Origin of the sequence: Cohnella rhizosphaerae, from assembly GCF_029525575.1 — a bacterium.
Lineage (GTDB): Bacteria > Bacillota > Bacilli > Paenibacillales > Paenibacillaceae > Cohnella > Cohnella rhizosphaerae.
In genome coordinates this window covers 546622-566743 of the sequence record NZ_JAPDIA010000008.1, presented here as the reverse complement: position 1 = coordinate 566743, position 20122 = coordinate 546622, and the positions used below count along the sequence as shown (strand labels likewise).

At 62.0% G+C, this 20122-nt stretch carries 20 protein-coding genes and 3 pseudogenes; all 23 read right to left on the bottom strand.

Going from position 1 to position 20122, the window contains the following annotated elements; translation table 11 throughout:
* Positions 1–51: 51 nt before the first annotated feature.
* The 23 genes and pseudogenes from sucD to OMP40_RS25895 all read right to left on the bottom strand — a co-directional run bounded on the left by sucD (position 52) and on the right by OMP40_RS25895 (position 20055).
* On the bottom strand, positions 52–978 hold the full coding sequence (sucD, locus tag OMP40_RS25995; RefSeq protein ID WP_277535728.1) for a succinate--CoA ligase subunit alpha: 927 nt from the start codon (positions 976–978) through the stop codon (positions 52–54).
* A 27-nt stretch (positions 979–1005) separates the two neighbouring features.
* Positions 1006–2167, bottom strand: a pseudogene (gene sucC, locus OMP40_RS25990) (ADP-forming succinate--CoA ligase subunit beta).
* 221 nt (positions 2168–2388) lie between these two features.
* Complete coding sequence (locus OMP40_RS40455; RefSeq protein ID WP_338131241.1) at positions 2389–3174, bottom strand: ATP-binding protein; 786 nt, start codon at positions 3172–3174, stop codon at positions 2389–2391.
* The gene (locus OMP40_RS40450) at positions 3167–3511 is read right to left on the bottom strand and encodes an ATP-binding protein (protein ID WP_338131240.1); all 345 of its coding nucleotides are present in this window, start codon (positions 3509–3511) and stop codon (positions 3167–3169) included. The genes OMP40_RS40455 and OMP40_RS40450 overlap by 8 nt, the downstream gene beginning before the upstream one ends.
* A 16-nt stretch (positions 3512–3527) precedes the next feature.
* Positions 3528–4091, bottom strand: a complete 564-nt coding sequence (locus OMP40_RS40445; protein ID WP_338131239.1) for a magnesium chelatase domain-containing protein — start codon at positions 4089–4091, stop codon at positions 3528–3530.
* 189 nt (positions 4092–4280) lie between these two features.
* Complete coding sequence (locus OMP40_RS25980; protein ID WP_277535726.1) at positions 4281–4589, bottom strand: YraN family protein; 309 nt, start codon at positions 4587–4589, stop codon at positions 4281–4283.
* An 84-nt stretch (positions 4590–4673) separates the two neighbouring features.
* Entirely contained in the window at positions 4674–5042 is a 369-nt protein-coding gene (locus OMP40_RS25975; RefSeq protein WP_277535724.1) for an EscU/YscU/HrcU family type III secretion system export apparatus switch protein, read from the bottom strand.
* A gap of 58 nt (positions 5043–5100) precedes the next feature.
* Positions 5101–6900, bottom strand: a complete 1800-nt coding sequence (locus OMP40_RS25970) for a hypothetical protein (protein ID WP_277535722.1) — start codon at positions 6898–6900, stop codon at positions 5101–5103.
* Between the two features lie 84 nt (positions 6901–6984).
* Positions 6985–7626 (bottom strand): ribonuclease HII, encoded by a 642-nt coding sequence (locus tag OMP40_RS25965; RefSeq protein ID WP_277535719.1) that lies wholly within the window; start codon positions 7624–7626, stop codon positions 6985–6987.
* A 137-nt stretch (positions 7627–7763) separates the two neighbouring features.
* Positions 7764–8631: pseudogene (gene ylqF / locus OMP40_RS25960) on the bottom strand (ribosome biogenesis GTPase YlqF).
* An 88-nt stretch (positions 8632–8719) separates the two neighbouring features.
* Positions 8720–9457: a signal peptidase I gene (gene lepB, locus OMP40_RS25955; protein ID WP_277535718.1), complete on the bottom strand. Its 738-nt coding sequence runs from the start codon at positions 9455–9457 to the stop codon at positions 8720–8722.
* Positions 9458–9571: 114 nt separating this feature from the next.
* On the bottom strand, positions 9572–9913 hold the full coding sequence (rplS, locus tag OMP40_RS25950) for a 50S ribosomal protein L19 (protein WP_277535716.1): 342 nt from the start codon (positions 9911–9913) through the stop codon (positions 9572–9574).
* A gap of 226 nt (positions 9914–10139) precedes the next feature.
* The gene (gene trmD, locus OMP40_RS25945) at positions 10140–10979 is read right to left on the bottom strand and encodes a tRNA (guanosine(37)-N1)-methyltransferase TrmD (protein WP_277535714.1); all 840 of its coding nucleotides are present in this window, start codon (positions 10977–10979) and stop codon (positions 10140–10142) included.
* Between the two features lie 2 nt (positions 10980–10981).
* Complete coding sequence (rimM, locus tag OMP40_RS25940; protein ID WP_277535711.1) at positions 10982–11506, bottom strand: ribosome maturation factor RimM; 525 nt, start codon at positions 11504–11506, stop codon at positions 10982–10984.
* Between the two features lie 123 nt (positions 11507–11629).
* Complete coding sequence (locus OMP40_RS25935) at positions 11630–11863, bottom strand: KH domain-containing protein (protein WP_090117411.1); 234 nt, start codon at positions 11861–11863, stop codon at positions 11630–11632.
* 29 nt (positions 11864–11892) lie between these two features.
* A complete protein-coding gene (gene rpsP, locus OMP40_RS25930; RefSeq protein ID WP_090117412.1) occupies positions 11893–12165 on the bottom strand; it encodes a 30S ribosomal protein S16 in 273 nt (90 codons plus the stop codon).
* 42 nt (positions 12166–12207) lie between these two features.
* Positions 12208–13593, bottom strand: a complete 1386-nt coding sequence (gene ffh, locus OMP40_RS25925) for a signal recognition particle protein (protein WP_277535708.1) — start codon at positions 13591–13593, stop codon at positions 12208–12210.
* 70 nt (positions 13594–13663) lie between these two features.
* Positions 13664–14027: pseudogene (ylxM, locus tag OMP40_RS25920) on the bottom strand (YlxM family DNA-binding protein).
* A 159-nt stretch (positions 14028–14186) separates the two neighbouring features.
* On the bottom strand, positions 14187–15293 hold the full coding sequence (locus tag OMP40_RS25915) for a stalk domain-containing protein (RefSeq protein ID WP_277535706.1): 1107 nt from the start codon (positions 15291–15293) through the stop codon (positions 14187–14189).
* A gap of 109 nt (positions 15294–15402) precedes the next feature.
* Positions 15403–16236 (bottom strand): sugar phosphate isomerase/epimerase family protein, encoded by an 834-nt coding sequence (locus tag OMP40_RS25910; RefSeq protein WP_277535705.1) that lies wholly within the window; start codon positions 16234–16236, stop codon positions 15403–15405.
* 3 nt (positions 16237–16239) lie between these two features.
* A complete protein-coding gene (locus OMP40_RS25905; protein WP_277535702.1) occupies positions 16240–17271 on the bottom strand; it encodes a zinc-dependent alcohol dehydrogenase in 1032 nt (343 codons plus the stop codon).
* 212 nt (positions 17272–17483) lie between these two features.
* Complete coding sequence (locus tag OMP40_RS25900) at positions 17484–19133, bottom strand: helix-turn-helix domain-containing protein (protein ID WP_277535701.1); 1650 nt, start codon at positions 19131–19133, stop codon at positions 17484–17486.
* The gene (locus OMP40_RS25895) at positions 19126–20055 is read right to left on the bottom strand and encodes an ABC transporter substrate-binding protein (RefSeq protein WP_277535699.1); all 930 of its coding nucleotides are present in this window, start codon (positions 20053–20055) and stop codon (positions 19126–19128) included. The genes OMP40_RS25900 and OMP40_RS25895 overlap by 8 nt, the downstream gene beginning before the upstream one ends.
* Between the last annotated feature and the right edge of the window lie 67 nt (positions 20056–20122).

Genomic DNA, 20122 nt, shown 5'->3' with positions numbered 1-20122 from the left:
CTGCCTGCCATCCGAAAATCACGTATATGGACTAAAAATATGGTCTAAAAATCAGCTCTTGCATTTTTCCAGCATGCCGCGCTCTTCGAGAACCGCGACCAAAGTCGCGCCCATGTCGGAAGGCGTCGGCGCAACGCGAATGCCGCATTCCTCGAGCACCTTGATCTTCTCGGCCGCGGTGCCTTTGCCGCCCGAGATGATCGCGCCCGCATGGCCCATGCGCTTGCCGGCCGGCGCCGTCGCGCCGCCGATGAAGCCGACGACGGGCTTGGTCATATTCGCCTTGACCCACTCCGCCGCTTCTTCCTCTGCCGTACCGCCGATCTCCCCGATCATGATGACCGCGTACGTATCCGGGTCTTCGTTGAACAGGTTCAAAATGTCGATGAACTCGGAGCCTTTGACGGGGTCGCCGCCGATGCCGACCGCGGAAGACTGGCCGATGCCGCGCGTCGTCAATTGATGAACGGCCTCGTAAGTCAGCGTTCCCGAGCGGGATACGACGCCGACGTGGCCCTTCTTGTGGATATACCCCGGCATGATGCCGATCTTGATCTCGTCCGGCGTGATGACGCCAGGGCAGTTCGGCCCGATCAGTCGCGTCTTCTTGCCTTCCATATAACGCTTAACCTTGACCATGTCAAGCACCGGGATGCCTTCGGTGATACAGATGACAAGGTCAAGCTCCGCGTCGACCGCTTCGATGATCGAATCGGCGGCGAACGGCGGCGCGACGTAAATGACGGACGCTGTCGCCCCGGTCTTTTCGACGGCTTCGCGGACCGTGTTGAAAATCGGCAGCGTTACCTTCGTGCCGTTCTCCAGATCGAAATCGATCGTTTGGCCGCCCTTGCCCGGCGTTACGCCGCCGACCATTTGCGTGCCATACTCGAGCGCGCCTTTGGCGTGAAACGCGCCAGTCGCCCCCGTGATGCCTTGGGTAATAACTTTCGTATTTTTATCGATCAAGATGCTCATGACTTCACACTCCCCGGTTCTCCCTGATTATTTCACCAGCGCGACGATCTTTTGGGCGCCGTCCGACATCGAATCCGCGGCCACGATATTGAGGCCGGAGTTGTTCAAAATCTCTTTGCCGAGCTTGACGTTCGTGCCCTCGAGACGAACGACGAGCGGCTTGTCGAGGCCCAGCTCGCGCGCTGCGGCCACGACGCCTTCGGCAATGATGTCGCACTTCATGATGCCGCCGAAAATGTTGACGAAGATGCCCTTGACGTTCGCGTCGGACAGGATGATCTTGAACGCTTCGGTTACTTTTTCCTTCGTCGCGCCGCCGCCGACGTCCAGGAAGTTGGCCGGCTCTCCGCCGAAATATTTGATAATGTCCATCGTAGCCATGGCGAGGCCCGCGCCGTTGACCATGCAACCGATGTTGCCGTCAAGCGCGATGTAGGACAGATCGTATTTGGAAGCCTGGATTTCCTTTTCGTCTTCTTCGTCCAGATCGCGAAGCTCTACGATGTCCTTGTGGCGGAACAATGCGTTGGAGTCGAAATTCAGCTTGGCGTCGAGCGCCATGACGTCGCCGCCGCCGGTAACGACGAGCGGATTGATCTCCGCGATCGAGCAGTCCTTGTCGACGAACGCTTGGTACAGAGAGAGCATGAACTTCGCCGCTTTGTTAACGAGCTCGTTCGGAATGTTGATGGCGTATGCGATGCGACGCGCCTGGAACGTCTGCAGACCGATCGCAGGATCGACGACTTCCTTGATGATCTTCTCGGGGGGAGTGCGCGGCGACTTCTTCGATCTCCGTGCCGCCTTCTTCGGAAGCCATCAGCACTACGCGGCCGGTGCCGCGGTCGACGACGAGGCCGACGTAGTATTCCTTCTTAATGTCGCAGCCCTCTTCGATCAGCAGGCGCTTGACTTCCTTGCCCTCCGGGCCGGTCTGGTGCGTGACCAGAACCTTGCCGAGAATGTCGGAGGCGTACTGGCGAACCTCGTCCAGGTTTTTGGCTACCTTGACGCCGCCGGCCTTGCCGCGTCCGCCGGCATGAATTTGCGCTTTGACGACCGAGACGGCCGTGCCGAGCTCTTCGGCAGCCTTGACCGCTTCGTCGACCGTAAACGCGACCTTGCCGCGAGGTACGGCGACGCCGTACTGTCTCAAGACTTCCTTGCCCTGATACTCATGAATATTCATGGCCCTGCATCCTCCCGTTTAAACCGCATCATAACAACCTTGTAGGCGCTTCGAACAAGCACCAAACCTAACCCATTGTATCACTTTTCGACTTGGCGTTCCTCTGTTTTTCATCAAATTTTTAGATGACTTTGGCAACGATTTCATCTAAAAAAGGAGAATGGAAAGCATTCCAAACAGTCGCACAATCTTTAACATGGCCCAATTGGGAGTCGCGATATTCATCGGCCGGTTCCATCGTCGCTGTCGCAAACGGCTTGCCCGGCTTGATTTGGAGCGCCTTGCGTTCCCGGTCGTTTACGTCCCTTCGCAGCACGGTCGCTTGCCGAAGCGGCCGCCGCTTCGTTCCGTGCCCGAGCCGCTTGCTTTCCCCGGATCGCGCCGTGTTCGAAGTCTGGCATTGTTCTGTCCAGCGCACGGTATTGCACCGCCTCCGCGACATGCTCGAGCCTTACGTCGCCGCAATCTTCGAGATCCGCGATCGTACGGGACAGCTTCAGGATGCGGTCGTGCGCGCGATAGCTTAGGCCAAGCCTGCTATACATGCCGGTCAACAGCGCCTCCGCGTCGCCGGGGAGCCGCGCATGAACGGCCAGCAGGCGTCCCGACAACGCGCTGTTCCAGCGAATTCCGGTATCGGCATATCGTCGGCACTGCCGCTCGTAAGCCGCTTCCAGCTTTCCCCTCGCCTCTTCGGAGGTCATCCCGCCGCCTCCGAAGCTGACGGGCTGCCTGGGAATCTCGACCTGAAGGTCGATCCGGTCGGCGAGCGGTCCCGACATCCGGGCGCGATATCGCGCCAGCGATCCGACCGAGCAGGTGCAGGGCCGCTCGCTTTGGTCGCCGCCCCAGAAACCGCACGCGCAAGGATTCATCGCCGCAGCCAGCATAAAACTTGCGGGAAATCGCGTCACGCCGCGCGCACGCCCGATCGTCACATGACGGTCCTCTAGCGGCTGCCGCAGCGACTCGAGCGCGCTTCTCCCGAATTCGGGCAGCTCATCCAAAAAAGAGAACGCCCCGATGCGCCAGCGTCACCTCTCCGGGCTTGGGGACGGGTCCTCCTCCGATCAATCCCGACGTCGAGATCGTATGATGGGGCGCTCGAAACGGACGTTCGCGAATCAACCCGGCGCGCGCGCCGGGGAACTTGCCGCTGACGCTGTAAATTTTGGTCACCTCAAGCGCCTCTTCGTCGGCGAGCCGCGGGAGCAGCGAGGGCAGCCGCCTGCACAGCATCGTCTTGCCCGTGCCCGGGGGCCCCATGAACAGAAGGTTGTGCATCCCGGCCGCGGCGATGAGAAGCGCACGCTTGCCCTGCAATTGACCGGAGACGTCCGCCAAATCCGGCGCTGCGCCGTTAGCGCGCTCGCGAATCTCGTCGGCCTCTGTCGCCGGCGGCGAAGCGGCGCCTCCCCCCGCTCGGGCCCCGGATCCAATCCGCCAGCGAAGAGACGGATCTAACCTCGATGCCTTCGATCAACCCCGCTTCGCTCGCGCTCGCCGGCGGCACGTATATGCGCCGCAAACCGGCCGCTCGCGCGTTCTCGGCCATCGCGAGCACGCCGGGGACGGCCTTCACCGCTCCGTTCAAGGACAACTCGCCGATAATAAGAGCGTCGTCGAGCTCTTGCTGGCGCATCTGACCGCTCGCGCAAAGAATGCCCGCCGCGATCGCCAGATCGAACGCGCTTCCTTGCTTGCGCATGTCCGCCGGCGCCAGATTGACCGTGATGCGGTCGAGCGGAAACTTCATTCCCGCATTTTGTATGGCTGCCCTTGCTCTATCGATCGACTCGCGAACGGCCGGGTCCGGCAATCCGACCACGTTGACCTGAGGCAAGCCGGCCGCGATGTCCACTTCGACCTCGATCAGCCTGCCTTCAACGCCAAGCACGATGGCGCTCAGCAGTTTGCAATACATAAAAAACACACCTTCCCCTCCGCAACGTAGATTCGTCGCCGGAGCAAGGTGCTTCCCTGCTTCCCGTATCGTTTTAATCCTTGTTTATTACTTTAATGAGCTTTCGGCCGCTTGTCAACCTCTGCCAGAAGCGACTTGCGATTCAGAATTGCCGCCTTTCGTTCAATCTTCGCCATACGGCGACATTGCTCAAAATGCGCCGACCAGATGCCGCACCTCCTTCACGCCGCCCGTCTCGTCGTTCGTCACCGCTACGACGTCGAACCTTATTCGGGCCCCATCCAGACCCGCGAAGCGCAAATAGACTTGCGCCGTCGCGCGAACCTGCATGCATTTGCGCGGGGTGACGGCCTCGACCGCCGTGCCGAACCGGCCGTTCTCCCTACGCGACCGGACCTCCACGATGACCGTCGTGTCGCCGTCCGTCGCGACGATATCCAGCTCTCCCGTCCGGCAGCGCCAGTTGCGCTCCCGTATGCGATAACCCAGACGTACCAAAAAAAGCGGCGGCTTCCGCTTCCGCCCGATCCCCGCGCATTTTGCGAAGGTCCGGCTTCCTTATGCCCGAACTCGGATCGCGCGTCAATTCGGCCGACCTCCGTTTCTTTGCGACGCCCGCTTATCGGACCGGTAGACGAAGCTAAGCACTTCGGCCACGAGCTGGTAAAGCTCCTGCGGGATTTCCTGCTCCAGGTCCAGCTTCGACAGCACTTCGACGAGCGAGGCGTCCTCCTGAATAGGCACGCCGTTCTCCGCGGCGCGCTTCAAAATCTCCTCGGCAACGGCGCCTTTGCCTTTGGCGACGACGACGGGGGCGGTCCGAAGCTCGGGATTGTACTTTAGCGCGACGGCTTTTCTGGGAACGTATCTCCCGCCCTCGGCCGCATCCCGCGCTCCGTCTGAATGGCCGGCTGCTCCCGCCTTCCGTCCTTTTTCCTTCGGCTGATCCATTCGATCTCCACCTTGGTCTTTCCGTATGCGGACCGTTTAAGCCCGGTAATCGATCCCTTTATAAAGCCTGGCGGCGTAGGCGCCGCCAGGCGCCTGGCTCGCTTCGGATACGTTCGCCTCGGCGGAGACGCGCTCCGGATAAGGAGCGGCCGTCAACGACATCAGCCGGTAGCCGGCCGATTGCAGCCCGTCGGCGGCTTCGTCTTTCGACGCTTCGATCAGTTCCGCGACGTCGGGGTCGTCGTTCAGCAGCCGAAGCGAGACCGATCGGTCGACGACTTGAACATCGACGACGGTCCGCCCCATATGCCGCATGTCGAGGTCGAAGAGCAGCCTGCAATTGTCCGCGTCCAGCTCGCCGCGCCGCCCCCCGCCGGGCTTCGATATGGACTTTGGCCGTCGTTTCTCCGTCCTGGCCTTTCATCGGAACGAACAGCGTCAAATGGCTCATCATCGCCGTATTTTGCCGCTCCGCGGACAGCAGGAGCTGCTGCCCCGTAATTTGCTGGACAAGATTTTGCGCCGCCTCGCGCAGCGCGGGCGGCGCGTCGTCGCTTGCGCCGAGCGCAAGCAGCGCGCTCTTGAGCGAATCGCCCTGCCGCATCGTCGCCTCGCCCGTTCCTTGCTCCCCGCCGTTCGACAGACCGGACTGCGCCTCGCTCCAGGCGCCGCTTTTGAGCGCCGCATGCTCGTGGCTGACGCCGAGCGCGCTCAGCAGCTTGCCGATCCAGGACGGCTCCTTGTCCGCGTTCGTCAGCGCAGACGGCTCGCCCGGGACTGCGCCGCCAGCCGGACGCTGCGACGCCGCGCTCGCCCCCGCCGCGCCGGCCCGTCCGCCGCCTGCGGCAGCATCGCCCGCTGCTTCATGCGCGCCGACCGCGCTCCGCGATGCCGCCGCGGCCGCCGAATCCGGCGACCGCCGGCCCGCGGGCTCGGCGGCGGACTGCGCCGCCCCTTCGGCTTCAGCCGCGGAAGCGGTCTGCGGCAAGAGATTCCCGCGGCCCACGCTCTCCTGGCGCGCGTCTGCTTGCCGCAAAGGCCCTGCCTGCCCGGCGGGCCCGCCGCTGCCGTCCTGCCGCCTTACGACGCCGGGCTCCGCCTCCCGCGCCGCCGCGCCGCCGCTTCCTGCCCGCTCGCCGCCGCGAGAAGCCCTATCCGCCTCCTCGAAAGCCTGTCCCTCGACCAGCGTTGACACTGCTTTGAGCAGCGTCAAGATCCGCCGCGCTGCCTCTGACGTCTCGGTCTTGACCGAAGGATCGGCAGCCGCGCGTCCCGCGAGCGCTTCGAGCGTCGACAACTGTTCGTGCAGCGGCGGCCCGTACAAAGCCTGCCTGAGCGAACCGACCGTCGTCTCCGTAGGCTGCAGCCCGCGCCTGAAGGCGACTCCGGCGGCATTCATCCACTCCTGCGCATCCGCAGCGGCCGGCTTGGCAGCGGCCGCCTGCGCGAACCAGTCCGCCGTCTCGCGCGTGACGGGATAGCCGTCGCGCGCGAGACCGCGAAGCAGCTCGCGGCTCCACGGCTGCTCGGGCAGACCGAAGGCCTTGACGCCGTCGCGCGTCAGCGTCTCGTCGGCCGCATCCGCCTGCGCGGCGTCCGGCAGCGGCCGCAGGGAGATCAACCCCGTAGAAGAGTCGGGCCGCACCTGGAGCAGCGTGCTTTGGCCGACGGACAGATCCGCCTCGAGCCTCGCTCTGACAGGCACGCCGTTAATGTTCATGAGCGCATCCTGGCCGTCGAGCATCTCGATCAGCACGCCGCGCACGATTTGTCCGATTCGCAGCTCCAACGCTTTGACGTCGGTCGGCTGACCGTCCTTCATGAGCGCCCTCATCAAAGAACCGATGTTCATGTCCAATCTGGCGCAACTCCCTTCCTCGAGTCTGCTCCCGGCATGACCGTAGGTTATGTATCCGTTTATCGGCTGCGGTCCGTCAATCCGTTAAAAGAGCGTCTGCTGCTCGATGGCGTACTTCGATAAAAACGACCTGCGGTGCAACGGCGTCGGCCCGAGCGCGAGCAGCGCTTCGCGATGAACCTTCGTCGCGTATCCCTTATGATCCTTGATCCCGTACCCGGCGTAGTTCAGATCCCATATTTGATCGCATAGCCGATCCCGCGTCACCTTGGCGACGATCGAGGCCGCGCCGATGGACTGGCTGAGCATGTCTCCCTTGATAATCTTCGTTTGGGGAAGCGGCAGCTCGACGGTCTCGGCGTCGATCAGCAAGTGCTCCGGCCGAACCGCGAGTCCTTCGACCGCGCGCTTCATCGCCAGACGCGAAGCCTGCCGGATATTGATCTTGTCGATCGTCGCGGCGTCTGCGCGCCCGACCGACCAGGCGACCGCATTCGCGAGAATGACGTCGTACAGCGCGTCCCGCTTTTTCTCGCTGAGGCGCTTGGAGTCGTCGATTCCTTCGAGCACGAGGCCAGGCGGCAGGACGACGGCAGCGGCGACGACGTCGCCGAACAAGCAGCCTCGGCCGACCTCGTCCACGCCGGCGATCGCCAAGACGCCTTCCGCCCACAAAGCCCGCTCGTACGCCAATCTGTCGATTACGATCGGTATTTCGGTCTTCAATTCCCATTCCACCTTCGATGCCGTTGTTCGTTTTGTTCTGTCTTCTATTGTCCGACAACGGCGCCGATCCGGCAACTGTTTTTCGATCTTGTGCAAGAACCGAAAAAAGCGCGCCGACCGAAGTCGACGCGCCATGATCATCCTGCAGGAGATTCGAGCGAAATTCGTCCAAGCTTGCCGGATCGCAGGTCGCGCAGCAGGACGCCCGCAGCCTTGCCGTAGTCCACATGACCGCCGCTGCCCAGACATCCCCGGCGCCGGCCGATATCGGCCAGCACGTCCGCCGCCGAAGCCGTATCAGGCAGCGTCGCCGGGAGCGCGTCCAATCCGTAGCGCTCGACCAGCGTGTCCCTGTACGCGTCCGCCAGATAGCGGATAAGCGTGCAGCCGACCTCGTCCACGTGAAGCACTTCTTCCTTGATCGCGCCCGTCGCGGCCAGCCTGAAACCGACGTCGGCATCCTCGAACTTCGGCCATAAGATGCCCGGCGTGTCAAGCAGCTCAAGTCCCCCCGCCCGTTCGGATCCACTGCTGGCCCTTCGTAACGCCCGGCTTGTCGCCGGTCACTGCCGCGCTTCGCCCTGCCAGTTTGTTGATCAGCGTAGACTTCCCTACGTTCGGAATGCCGACGATCAACGCCCTGGCAGGCCTCGGCTTAAGGCCTTTGGCGATCTGCCGGTCCGTCTTTTCCTTAAGCAGCGCCTGTACGCGTACGGCGATATCCTTGACGCCCGTGCCGGTGCTCGAGTCGATCAATAGCGCGCTGTGTCCGAGCGATTGGTAGTGGGCGAGCCAAGCCGCGTTCGCGGCCGGGTCGGCCAGGTCCGCCTTGTTCAGCAGGATCAGCCTCGGCTTGCCGCCGACGATCTCGTCGATCATCGGATTGCGGCTCGCTTCGGGAATTCGCGCGTCCAGCAGTTCGAATACGACGTCGATCAGCTTGAGTTTTTCTTCGATTTGCCTTTTGGCCCGGGTCATATGACCGGGAAACCATTGGATGGTCAAATGAAACAGCCTCCTCTCGTGTGCGCCTCGGTAGCGCAGGTCCCTCCGGCTTAAGCCGTGGGCCGAGACGCATCGCGTCAGATTCGGCTTAGTAGCCTTTACCGATATATTTGATCTTGTCGAGCGGCCAGAAGACGAGCTCTGCACGGCCGACGACGCGATCGATCGGCACGTAGCCGATCATGCGGCTGTCCTTGCTGTTCGGACGGTTGTCGCCCATTACGTACAGCATGCCGTCCGGCACCTTGCCGTCCGGGAACGTATCGTTCGGAAAGTCGCTGCTCCATTTCTCGTCATTGTACAGTTGACCAGATGCGTGCATTTCGTCGTACGTCGCCTGCAAATACGGTTCCTTGATCTTCGTGCCGTTGACGTACACGTCGTCGCCTTGAACCTTGACGGTATCGCCGCCGACGGCGATGACCCGCTTGATATAGTCCCGATGCTCGTCCGGCACGTGAAAGACGATCACCTCGCCGGCCTTCGGCTTGCGGATGTCGTACAGCGCCTTGTTCACGATGATGCGTTCGCCGTTCCAGAAGTTCGGCTGCATCGACTCGCCGTCGACGATAAACGGATTGAACAGAAGCCAGCGAATCAGAATGACGAGCACGCCGGCGATCGCCAGCGCCTTGACCCATTCGACGGCTTCTTTGCCGGCTTTCGATTTTCCTGCGCCGGGCGCGGGCGGAGACGCCCCATTCAATCCGGGTTCCCCGGGAGAAGCTTCCGGAACCGTGTGCCCGGAAGGCGAGCCGGGTACGGAGGAACCGCCGAACGCAGTCTCCGTTTGCTCCAATTCATTCCGTTTGTCGGATTGATCCATAAGCTCGCCTCGTTTCTGCCTCAGCTAAGTATACCCGTCGCAGGGTATGTATCTCGCATGCGCGAAGAACGCAAAAGAGGGCTTGAACGAATGCCAAGCCCCCTTGCTTTTTCATTATCGAATTTCCTTGATGCGAGCTGCCTTGCCGCGCAGGTTGCGCAGGTAGTAGAGCTTCGCACGGCGAACCTTGCCGCGGCGCGCCACTTCGATCTTCTCGATGCGGGGCGAATGAACCGGGAAAGTACGCTCGACGCCGACGCCGTAGGAAATCTTGCGAACCGTAAAGGTCTCGCTGATCCCGCCGCCGCGACGCTTGATCACGACGCCTTCGAAAAGTTGTACCCGCTCGCGGGAACCCTCGACGACTTTGACGTGAACCTTCAGCGTGTCGCCAGGACGGAAAGTCGGGATGTCCTTGCGCAGTTGCTCTTGGGTAATCGTTTGAATCAGACTCATGGGGGTGTCCCCTCCTTCCGCCATAGACGTTCGTGCCGCTCCCCCGAATGTTCGAATCCGGATCTTAGCGCGCAGAGGACCGCCCGATTAATCATGCCTTAACCTGTCGGCCACCAGACCGGGCATAGGCTTCGGCATACACAACATTTGAAATTCTATCACAAACGCCCGTCGTATTCAAGTCCGAATTCTATTAACCCGGCATCGCCTCGCGGACCGCCGGGAATCAGCGAGCGGCGTTGTCGCGTTGCGCTTTAACCGCGTCTTCGAGCCACTTTTTCTCTTTGTCGGACAACGCCGCACCTTCAAGCAGCTCCGGCCGGCGCGCATGCGTCCGCAGCAGCGACTGCTGCCTGCGCCATTTGTCGATCTCCGCATGATGGCCCGACAGCAGCACGTCCGGAACTTGAAGGCCGCGAAAATTAACGGGCCGGGTATAGTGGGGGTATTCGAGCAGGCCGTCGCTGAACGAGTCGGTGACGGCGGAGCTCTCGTTGCCGAGCACGCCGGGCAGCAGCCTGACGACGGCGTCTACGACGGCCATGGCGGGCAGCTCGCCGCCCGTGAGCACGTAATCTCCGATCGACAGCTCGTCCGTCACGAGGTGACTGCGGATCCGCTCGTCGTAACCCTCGTAATGGCCGCAAATAAAGATGAGATGCTCCTCCCGCGACAGCTCCTGCGCCTTCGTCTGCGTGAAGGTTTCTCCCTGCGGGCACATGAGAATGACGCGGGGCGGACGCGAGCTTTCCATCTCTGCTTGTCCCTCTATCGCCGCCTCTTGAGCATGCGCCCTAGCCTCGGCCGGATCGTCGTCCGGTTCTGTCGGCGTCATTCGTCCCGTCACCGCTTCGACCGCCGCGAAGATCGGGTCCGGCTTCAGCACCATGCCGCCGCCGCCGCCGTACGGCGTATCGTCGACGGTGTTGTGCTTGTTGTTCGCGTAGTCGCGGAAGTTCACCGTATTCAGCGAGACGAGCCCGCGCTCGCGCGCTTTTCCCAGAATGCTGCTGCCGAACACGCCTTCGAACATCTCGGGGAAAAGCGTCAGAACGTCTACGCGCATCGTCAGAGCAATCCTTCCATCAAATGAACTTTGACCTTGCGGGCGGCGACGTCGACTTCCTTGACGACATCGTCGATAAACGGCAGCAGCAAATCTCCGCCCTTCGGACGTTTGACGACCCAGACATCGTTCGCGCCGGGGGACAGAATCTCCTTGACGAAGCCCAGCTCCTCGCCTTCCTCCGTGAAGACGGCGCAGCCGATAATATCGCTCAGATAGTATTCGTCTTCCTCGAGCTCCACGCGGTCCTCGGCTTCGACCTTAAGCTCCCAGCCCTTATACTTCTCGATCTGGTTGATGTCGTCCCAGCCCTTCAGCCGGACCACGAACATGTTTTTTTGTTCGCGGGCGCTGACGACCTCGACCTCCGAGGTATGCCCGCCGGCTTCCGGATTCACGAGAAGCAACTTGCTGCCCGCGCGGAACCGCACGTCCGGGAAGTCCGTCTGCGGCCATACTTTGATCTCGCCCCGCACGCCGTGCGTATTGACGATTTTGCCGACGTTCAGCAGTTGTCGCTCCGACAAGGGAACGCCCCCCCCCTTTTTACGATAGAATATCCCGATCCGCTGCCTGCGCATACGACAACGCGACGCACAAGGACGAAAAAGCCCGGTACGCTGTTCGCGCGCCCGGACTTCAGCTGCCTGCTATTCGGATACGATGTCCACGATGACGCGTTTGTGGGTCTTGACCGCGGCGGACGAGACGACCGTGCGCAGCGCCTTCGCGATCCGCCCCTGCTTGCCGATGACCTTGCCGACATCGCCGGGATGAACGGTAAGCTCGTACACCAGGCCTCGCGCGTCTTCCTTGACCTGAATTCGTACGTCTTCCGGATGATCCACCAATGCCTGTGCAATAACCCGTATGAGTTGTTCCATGGCCGTCAGCCTCCGGGAAATCCGACGTCTTACTTCGAGAGCTTGGATTCGTGGAACTTCTTCAGAACGCCAGCCTTGCTCAGGAGATTGCGGACCGTATCGGACGCTTGCGCGCCGGATTGCAGCCACTTCAGTGCCTTCTCCTCGTCGATCTTCACTTCGGCCGGTTGAGCGACCGGGTTGTAGATGCCGATCTCCTCGATGAAGCGGCCGTCGCGCGGGGAGCGGGAATCAGCTACGACCACGCGGTAGAAAGGGGCTTTGTGAGCGCCCATACGCTTAAGACGAATGCGAGTTGCCATTTTAAACTTTCACCTCCTTAACGAGATCTCGTTGCCTTCGAATTAGAAAGGAAACTTCATGCCCTTGCCGCCTTTGCCGCCAAGCAGATTCTTGAGGCCCTTCATCCCGCCTTTGGGTCCCTTCGGTCCCATCATGCCGGAAAATTGCTTCATCATCTTCTTCATGTCCTCGAACTGCTTGAGCAGCCGGTTCACGTCGGCGACGGTCGTACCGCTGCCGGCCGCGATCCGCTTGCGCCTGCTGAAGTTAATCATGTCGGGCTTCTGCTTCTCCGCCTTCGTCATCGACTTGGCGATCGCCTCGGTGCGCGAGATCTGCTTCTCGTCGATCTTGAAGTTCGGATTGGCCTTCAGCTTGTTCATGCCGGGCATCATGTCGAGCAGTTGGTCGAGCGGCCCCATCTTGCGGACCTGCTCCATCTGCTCGAGGAAGTCGTCGAAGGTGAACTCGGCCGTGCGCATCTTGCGCTCGAGCTCCTTCGCCTTCTCCTCGTCGATGTTCGTCTGCGCCTTCTCGATCAGCGACAGCATGTCGCCCATGCCGAGAATCCGGGACGCCATCCGGTCGGGGTGGAACGCTTCGAGCTGATCGATCTTCTCGCCCGTGGAGGCGAATTTGATCGGGCAGCCCGTCACCGCCTTGACCGACAGCGCGGCGCCGCCGCGGGTGTCGCCGTCGAGCTTGGTCAGCACGACGCCGGTCAGCGCGAGCTGATCGTGGAAGCTCTTGGCCACGTTGACCGCCTCTTGCCCGGTCATGGCGTCGACCACCAGCAGCACCTCGTCGGGGTTGACCGCCGCGTGAATCTGCTTGATCTCTTCCATGAGCGCCTCGTCGATCTGCAGTCGGCCCGCGGTGTCGATGAGCACGTAGTCGCGGCCCTCTTCCTTGGCGCGCGCCACGCCCTGCCGGGCGATCTCGACCGGGCTGACCTGGTCGCCCAGGGAGAATACCGGCACGTCGATCTGTCCGCCGAGCACCTGCAGCTGCTTGATCGCGGCGGGGCGATAGATGTCGCCGGCCACGAGCAGCGGCTTATGATTCTGCGACTGCAGCAGCTTCGCCAGCTTGCCGACGAGCGTCGTCTTGCCCGCGCCCTGCAGGCCCGCCATCAGAACGACCGTCGGCGGCCGGTTGGCCTTGGCCAGCTTGGACTGCGTCCCGCCCATCAGCTCGATCAATTCCTTGTGGACGATATCGACCACGACCATGCCGGGCGTAAAGCTCTTCGTCACTTCCAGGCCGACGGCCTTCTCCTTCACCTTGGCGATGAAGTCCTTGACGACCTTGAAGTTGACGTCGGCCTCGAGCAGCGCCAGCCGAACCTCGCGCATCGCTTCGTTGACATCGTCTTCGGACAGCTTCCCTTTGCCGCGCAGCTTGCCGAACACGTTCTGGAGCCTTGTCGTCAATCCCTCGAATGCCATAAGCCGGTCCCTCCCTTCTTCAAAAATCTCGCCTCTATTCGTTCAATCATATCATTTGTCGGGTTCGCGTTCAAAACTCGCCGTCTTCCGAGCCGCGAAGAGCGGCGGCCGTCCTGGCCAACGCTTCGCGATGCGGCTCCGGGAGCCCGCCGATCTGCCGGTCGAGCGCGTCCAGCCAGCCGTGCAGCCGCACGTGCCTCGCCATCAGTCCGAGCTTGTCCTCGTAGCCTTCGAGCGCCTGCTCCGCCCGCTTCAGGTGCTCGTAGACCGCCTGCCGGCTAATCTCGAAGTCAGCGGCGATCTCGCCGAGCGAGTAATCGTCATGGTAATAAAACTTCAAAAAAAGTCTGCTGCTTGTCGGTCAGCAGAGGCCCGTAAAAATCGAACAGCATGTTCATCCGGGTCGTCTTCGCGAGTGCGCGTTCTCCCTGCATCACGATCACTCCTATGCTGTCAAGGGAAACGACTTGACACGCCGCGTCCGAAAACTATCATAAGCTTTCGCCCGCACCTTGTCAAGGCAAACACCTTAACACGCAAAAAAGAATCCGCGCCCTCATTCGAGGGACAACGGATTCCGTACGCCTTCGCGATTAACGTCTTATGAAATAGCCGAGCAGCTTCTCCGTCTCCGGATCGAACACGATCGTCAACGGCCCGATCAGCGCGTCTTGATCCGTGCTGTAATAGACGGCGATCAGCTTGCCGCCGGCTGCCTTGATCGCTTCGATGCGCTTCTTCGCCGCTTCGTCGGCGGGCATGATACCGGCGCTGTCCGGCTCGATGACGGCCACCTGGGCTTCTTCCTTCTTGGTCAGCAGATGCGGCAGTTGCTCGGCCGGCACGAGCTTCCAGGCGATCTCGCGGTAGGCCGCGATCTGCTCGGCCGTAGGCTGCCGCTCCAGTACGACGACCGTATCCAGCGCCGCGACCTGACCTTCGGTAATCGTCGGGCCGTAATAAGCGCGAACCGGCGTCCCCGGCTTGATTTGCGTCCAGTCGGCAGCGCGCCCTTCCTTGTCCACGAGACGCGTCTCCTTGCCGGATTGCAGCGTAAGCGCCGGCGTCTCGACGCCGTCCTTCAGCTCGGAAAACTGGATGCGCCAGCCGCCGTCCGCCTTTTCGACCGTATAGACCGCCTGTTCCTTGACCAATCGCTCGGCCGTCACGTTGACGGATGCCGCATGCGATTGTCCGGGATAGCTCTTCGCGACGATCGGTCCGTATTCGGCGATAACGTGCATGCCGGCCTTCAGGTCTCCGGCTGCGAGCTTCTTGCCGTCCGCGCCCGCGATCGTCGTCTTGGCGTCCGCCGTCAGGACGATCCACGGATTTTGCCCGGTGCCAAGCACCTCGAGCCTGACGCCTCCGTCCGCGTTCGCCGTCGCGCTCGCGACGACCCCGGAGGTCGTAATATAGCCGGCTTCTTCCGCCGGGGGCGTTTGTTTGCTTGTCAGATCCAGCTGCTTTTGATTCCACGCGATGCCGTAGCCGAACGCTTCGGCGGCATCGCGGACCGGAATATAAGCCTTGCCGTCGATATAGACGGGGTGAAGCTCGGTTTGCTCTCCGTTAACCGTGACCGAGATGTCTCCGCGAAGCTGGCCCGTCACTTTCTCGATGAGCCCCGCCGCGCTCGCGCCGGTCGTCGCGAGAAGTCCTGCCGCTGTCGCGAGTATGATCCATTTCTGCTTTTTCATGTGAGATGCTCCCTTCTGAACGCGAGATGCGCAGCGATCGCGCTTGCATGGTCACTGACGCGCCGTTGCGTCCAAAAGTTACACCCGTTGAGCGGTTTCGCCCATTTTTTTATAAAGAAATATCCAGCTCCCGGGCTACGGAACGAATATAACGCGCCGCTTCCTCGCCTTCTTCGGGCGCATGCAGATGTTCGACGATCAGCGACGTATCCGGGTCCAGCTTGTTCAGTTCCCGGAGGAAGGTCCGATAGTCCAGACCGCCGCGGCCGGGCACGACCTCGTCCAGATGCACCGTCAGCTTGCCGGCCAGCTTGATGTCCTTGGCATGGCAGTTGCGGATATGCGGTCCGAGCTTCGCGAAAAAGTCGCGGATCATATCGCCGTTTCTATAGAAGGTTCTCGGGCTCGAGATTATGTTGACCGGGTCGAAGTGAACGGCGAACGCCCGGCGGTCGATCGCCTTTAGCAGCGCAACGTACGTATCGGCGGAATCCGGAAAAATCCACGGCATCGTCTCGAGCGCGAAAAACGTGCGCTTCGGCGACACGGCGTCGATAATCTCGCGCACGGTGTCGACGATAAGCGCGAAGGTGTCGTCCGTAAAATTATCCGGATGGGGCCCGTCCCATTGCTCCCCGCGAGAACCGGCGATATTGACGCAGCAGCGCGCGCCGACCGTATCCGCGAGCGCCAATTGCCGCTTGCAGCGATCCAGCGCCTCCTGCCGTACCGCCTCGTCCGGACTGATCGGATTGCTCCAGGCGCCGACCTCCGAGATCGTAATGTCGCTGGCTTCCGCCGCGCGCACGTATGCCCGCACGACATCCTCCGGCGCATCGGTCAGATCGGGACAGACGGCGGACCGGTATCCGCCTTTGCGCACCTCGTTCACCCACGATTCGGGCGTGCTCGTATCGCCGAAAAGCTGGCTGCCCAGTCTCATGTTTTACACCCTTCCCCGTTCGTTTTCGATTGGCGCATCGTTCAGTACGAGCGCCTTAAGCAGCGTGTCGTCGCCGCCCATGACCTTGCCGAATTCCGACGGCAGGTCCGTTAGACGGAACCGGTGCGTCACGAACGCGAGCAAATCCAGCTCGCCCGCGACCGCCATCCGCTGCAGTTCGGCGCCGTCCGCCATCGACGAATAGAGCGATCCGACTAGCGTGAGATGCTTGTGGATGAGACGGCTCGAGTCGAACGCGAACTTCGCGCCTTCGCCGATCGCGACGATCGTGCCGCCGATGGCGATGAGCTCGAAAATAAGCGCGTAGGATGCCGCCTTGCCCGAACAGTCGACGCCGTAGCCGAAGCCGGACGCGCCGGTAAACTCGCGCAGCCGTCCGGACGCGGCCTCGTCCGGGGACACGGCGATCGAAGCGCCGAGACGCAGCGCGGCCGATCTGCGCGCCTCGATCGGGTCGACCGCCGCAACGACGGCGCCTTTGGCCTTGCACAACGCAACGGCCGCGAGTCCGATCGGTCCGCAGCCCGTGACGAGCGCGAGGTCGCCGGCGCCGATCCGCGTTCGCTTCAGCGCCGCATAGGGCGTACCCCAGTTATCGAACAGCATCGCGCCTTGCTCGAAGCTGATCGCAGGATCGAGCGGCAGGCAGTTGCGCGCAGGCACCGCCATCCGCTGGGCGAACCCGAAGCCCATATGGACGAGCGGCGCGCCGCCGCAGCGCACGAACCGTCCCGCGCGGCATTCGGCGCACTCGCCGCAGCCCTTGACGTTGTTGACGGCGACCCTGTCGCCCGGCTTCAAGGCGGTTACGCCAAGGCCTGTCTTCACGATTACGCCGGCCGCTTCGTGCCCGGCCACGTCATCGCTCGGCGTCTCGACGTGCCAGAACCATTTATCCGACCCGCAGATGCCGCAGGCCTTCGTCTCGATCAGCACCTCTCCGAAACCCGGTTCGGGATCGTCGATATCGACGACGCGCAGGTCCTGCGGTCCGAAGGCTTTGATCAGTTTCACCGAAAAATGCACCTCCACAACCGCCCATTCGTAAACGCGCGTTCATGCAATTAGTATAGCAGAGGTTACTCCTTCTTCAAAACGGTTGTGCGCTTGCCTGCAGCCGCTTCGCGGTTCCGCCAAAAAAAATCGGATCGGCCGAAGCTAGCCGCCCAGCGACGCGACTTCCGCTTCGAGCCGTGTCGTCCGATGCGTTAGCGCTTCCGCCGTCACTATGCTTCGTCAGGCGCGGTTTTCGAACCAGCCGCACACCGCGCCGAGCAATCTGCCGAGCGGCTCCGCGGCGTATTCGTTGACGGGCGCTTCGAAATAATCGCTATCCGACGTCCAATGAATTTTGCCGGCCCTGACGGCGGGCAGATCAAGCCATTCCTTCGTGCGCGACATACGCTTCCACGCCTGCGCCGAGCCCGGATCCCGGCTTCGGTGAACGACGATCCGGTCCGCCCCCAACCGGTCGAGCGCAGAGACGTCGATCGCTCGCGTCCATGCGATATTTGGCTCCCGAACGCCCTCGGGTTCGGCAAAGCCCAGATCGTCGTACAAAAAGGGTAGCCGCGCGTCGTCCGCAAGCTTCCGGACCGCGTCCGCCGACCTTGAGCACGAGCACGGCGTCTTCGCCGACAATTTTCGCGAGCCGTTCGCGGGCCGCGGCGACGGCGTGCTCGTATCGAACCAGCCATCGCTCGGCTTCGCCCTCGCGATTCAAAAACGCCCCCCACGCGCCGAAGATGGCTGCGCCAATCCTCTTCCCAATTCAGGAACAAGGCCGAGGCGATTTCCCGCAGCCTGTCCTGCTCTTCCTTCGGGATAAATGAGCCGACGCCGACGATCTTGTCCGGCCGCGACCGCAGCAATACGTTGCGGTTGAATTCGTATTGATGGCTAAGCGGCGCCTCCACCTCCCAACTGAACCGTTCACGGTAATACGCCGTCCAGTATTGGTCCGTCGGCGCGGCGTACGGAATGGTTTTTAACGGCAGCACCTGTCCGACATTGACCCAGCTGTATGCGGCTACCCGCAGCTTTTGGTTGCGCTGGTAAACCGCGGGCGAGACGCCTGTCTGTTTTTTGAACAAGCTGCTGAAGTAGCTCTCGCTCGTGTATCCGACCCGTTCGGCAATCTCGCCGAGCGGCGGGCCGTCGCGTCCGGTCAGCAGCCGCTTCGCATCCCGCAGACGAAGCGCCGTCCGGTACTCCATGACACCCTTGCCGTATCGTTCCTTGAACTGCCGCATGAAATGGAACCGGCTCAGCCCCGCCGCCGCGGCCAGCTCATCGATCGTTACGTCGCCCGTATAGCGAAGCTCGAGTTGTCCGCGCGCGGCCTCCAGCGCCCTTTCGGTTTGCTGCTCCCCGCAGCTCAGCGCCAGGCTGAGCAGCTCCAGCAGCGCGGCCTCGCACCGTAGACGGTCCGACGGCAGTCCCGCTTGCCAGGCCGCGCCGATCAAGCCGTAGAGACGGCCGGCATCCGCGGCGGAAAGCTGCGCAAAGGGCGGAAAAGGCAGCTTCGACGGATCTCGCTGATCGTCGCGCTGCGCAGCATCCGGATCAGGCGGAAAAAAAGCGTTAAATTCAAGCATAAGCAGTTCGGTCGAAAGACCGGAATAGTTCGTCAGCTCGACCAGGCAGCCCGACATGCACACGAACATCGACCCGGATCTCAGCTCGAAGGATCGTCCGTCGACGGCCAGACGTCCGCCGTTCGCGGCGGACAACAGCAGCGCGGGCGATTTCGTCTCGATGAAGCGCCGCCGCGCCGGACCGGTTTGCGGCTCTTCGCGGATCGGGACGACGTCCAGCAGCCGATAGCAGAGCAGACCTGCAGCCTCGGGCTGCAGGTCTGAGACCGCCTTACGCATGAAGATCCTTGAGCACGTCATCGATGATCAAGCCGCTCGCGATCGAATTCAAATTGAACCAATACCCCGAATCCGCTTCGTAAACGCGTCCTGCCTTAACGGCTTTTAATGCCTTCCAGAGCGGGTTGTCGGACGGCGGCGCCGCGCGGCCGGGACCGGAGAGGACAAAAATGTAATCGACGTCCGCGAGCTCGGCGAGCTTTTCGATCGAATACGTCTCGTAATTGCCGCTTACCGCGGCCGGCTGCTGGAAGCCGAGCGCCTGGTACAGCGTAACGCCGCCGTAAAAGTTCGGACCGAACAGCTTGAAGCCCTTCTCGTCGACGCCTTGCAGCAGGACGGCCGTCTTGTCCTGCGGCAGGTCGCCTAGCCGCGCCTTGGCTTCCGCCAGCTTGTCGTCGTAAAGCTTAAGCGCCGCGGCGGCGCTGCCCTCATCGTTCAGCAGCTTGCCGAGCTTTTCCAGATTGCCGCGCCAATCCGAATCGTTGTCGGACAGCACGAACGTAGGCGCGATTTTCGCGAACTGATCGTAGCTCCCTTCCGGCACGTATGCCGGCGACAAAAATACGATCAGATCGGGATTATAGGCCAGCGCCTCCTCGGGCTTTAAGCCGCCGTCCATTTGGAGCGCCGGAACGTCTGCCAGCTTGTCCTGCAAATATTGCTGGGGAACGCCGCCTGCGCTCCACTGCGCGACGGGCTTCATGCCCAGGGCGACCAGCGGATCTTCCAAGAAAGGTGCGATGATGCGCTGCGGATGCGTCGGCACCTTCACCTCGTGCCCGGCGGCATCGGTCAGCGCGCGGTATGCCGCGTCATCGCCATCGCTATCGGCGGACGCCGATGCGCTGGATGCTGTCGCTGCGGCAGAAGTCGGCGATCCTGTTCCGGATGCCGTTCCTATCGCGGGGGGAGCCCGCATTCGAGCTACCGCATGCGGTTAGGACGGTAATGAGAAGGACGACTGAAAACAATGGCGTAAAGCGGAT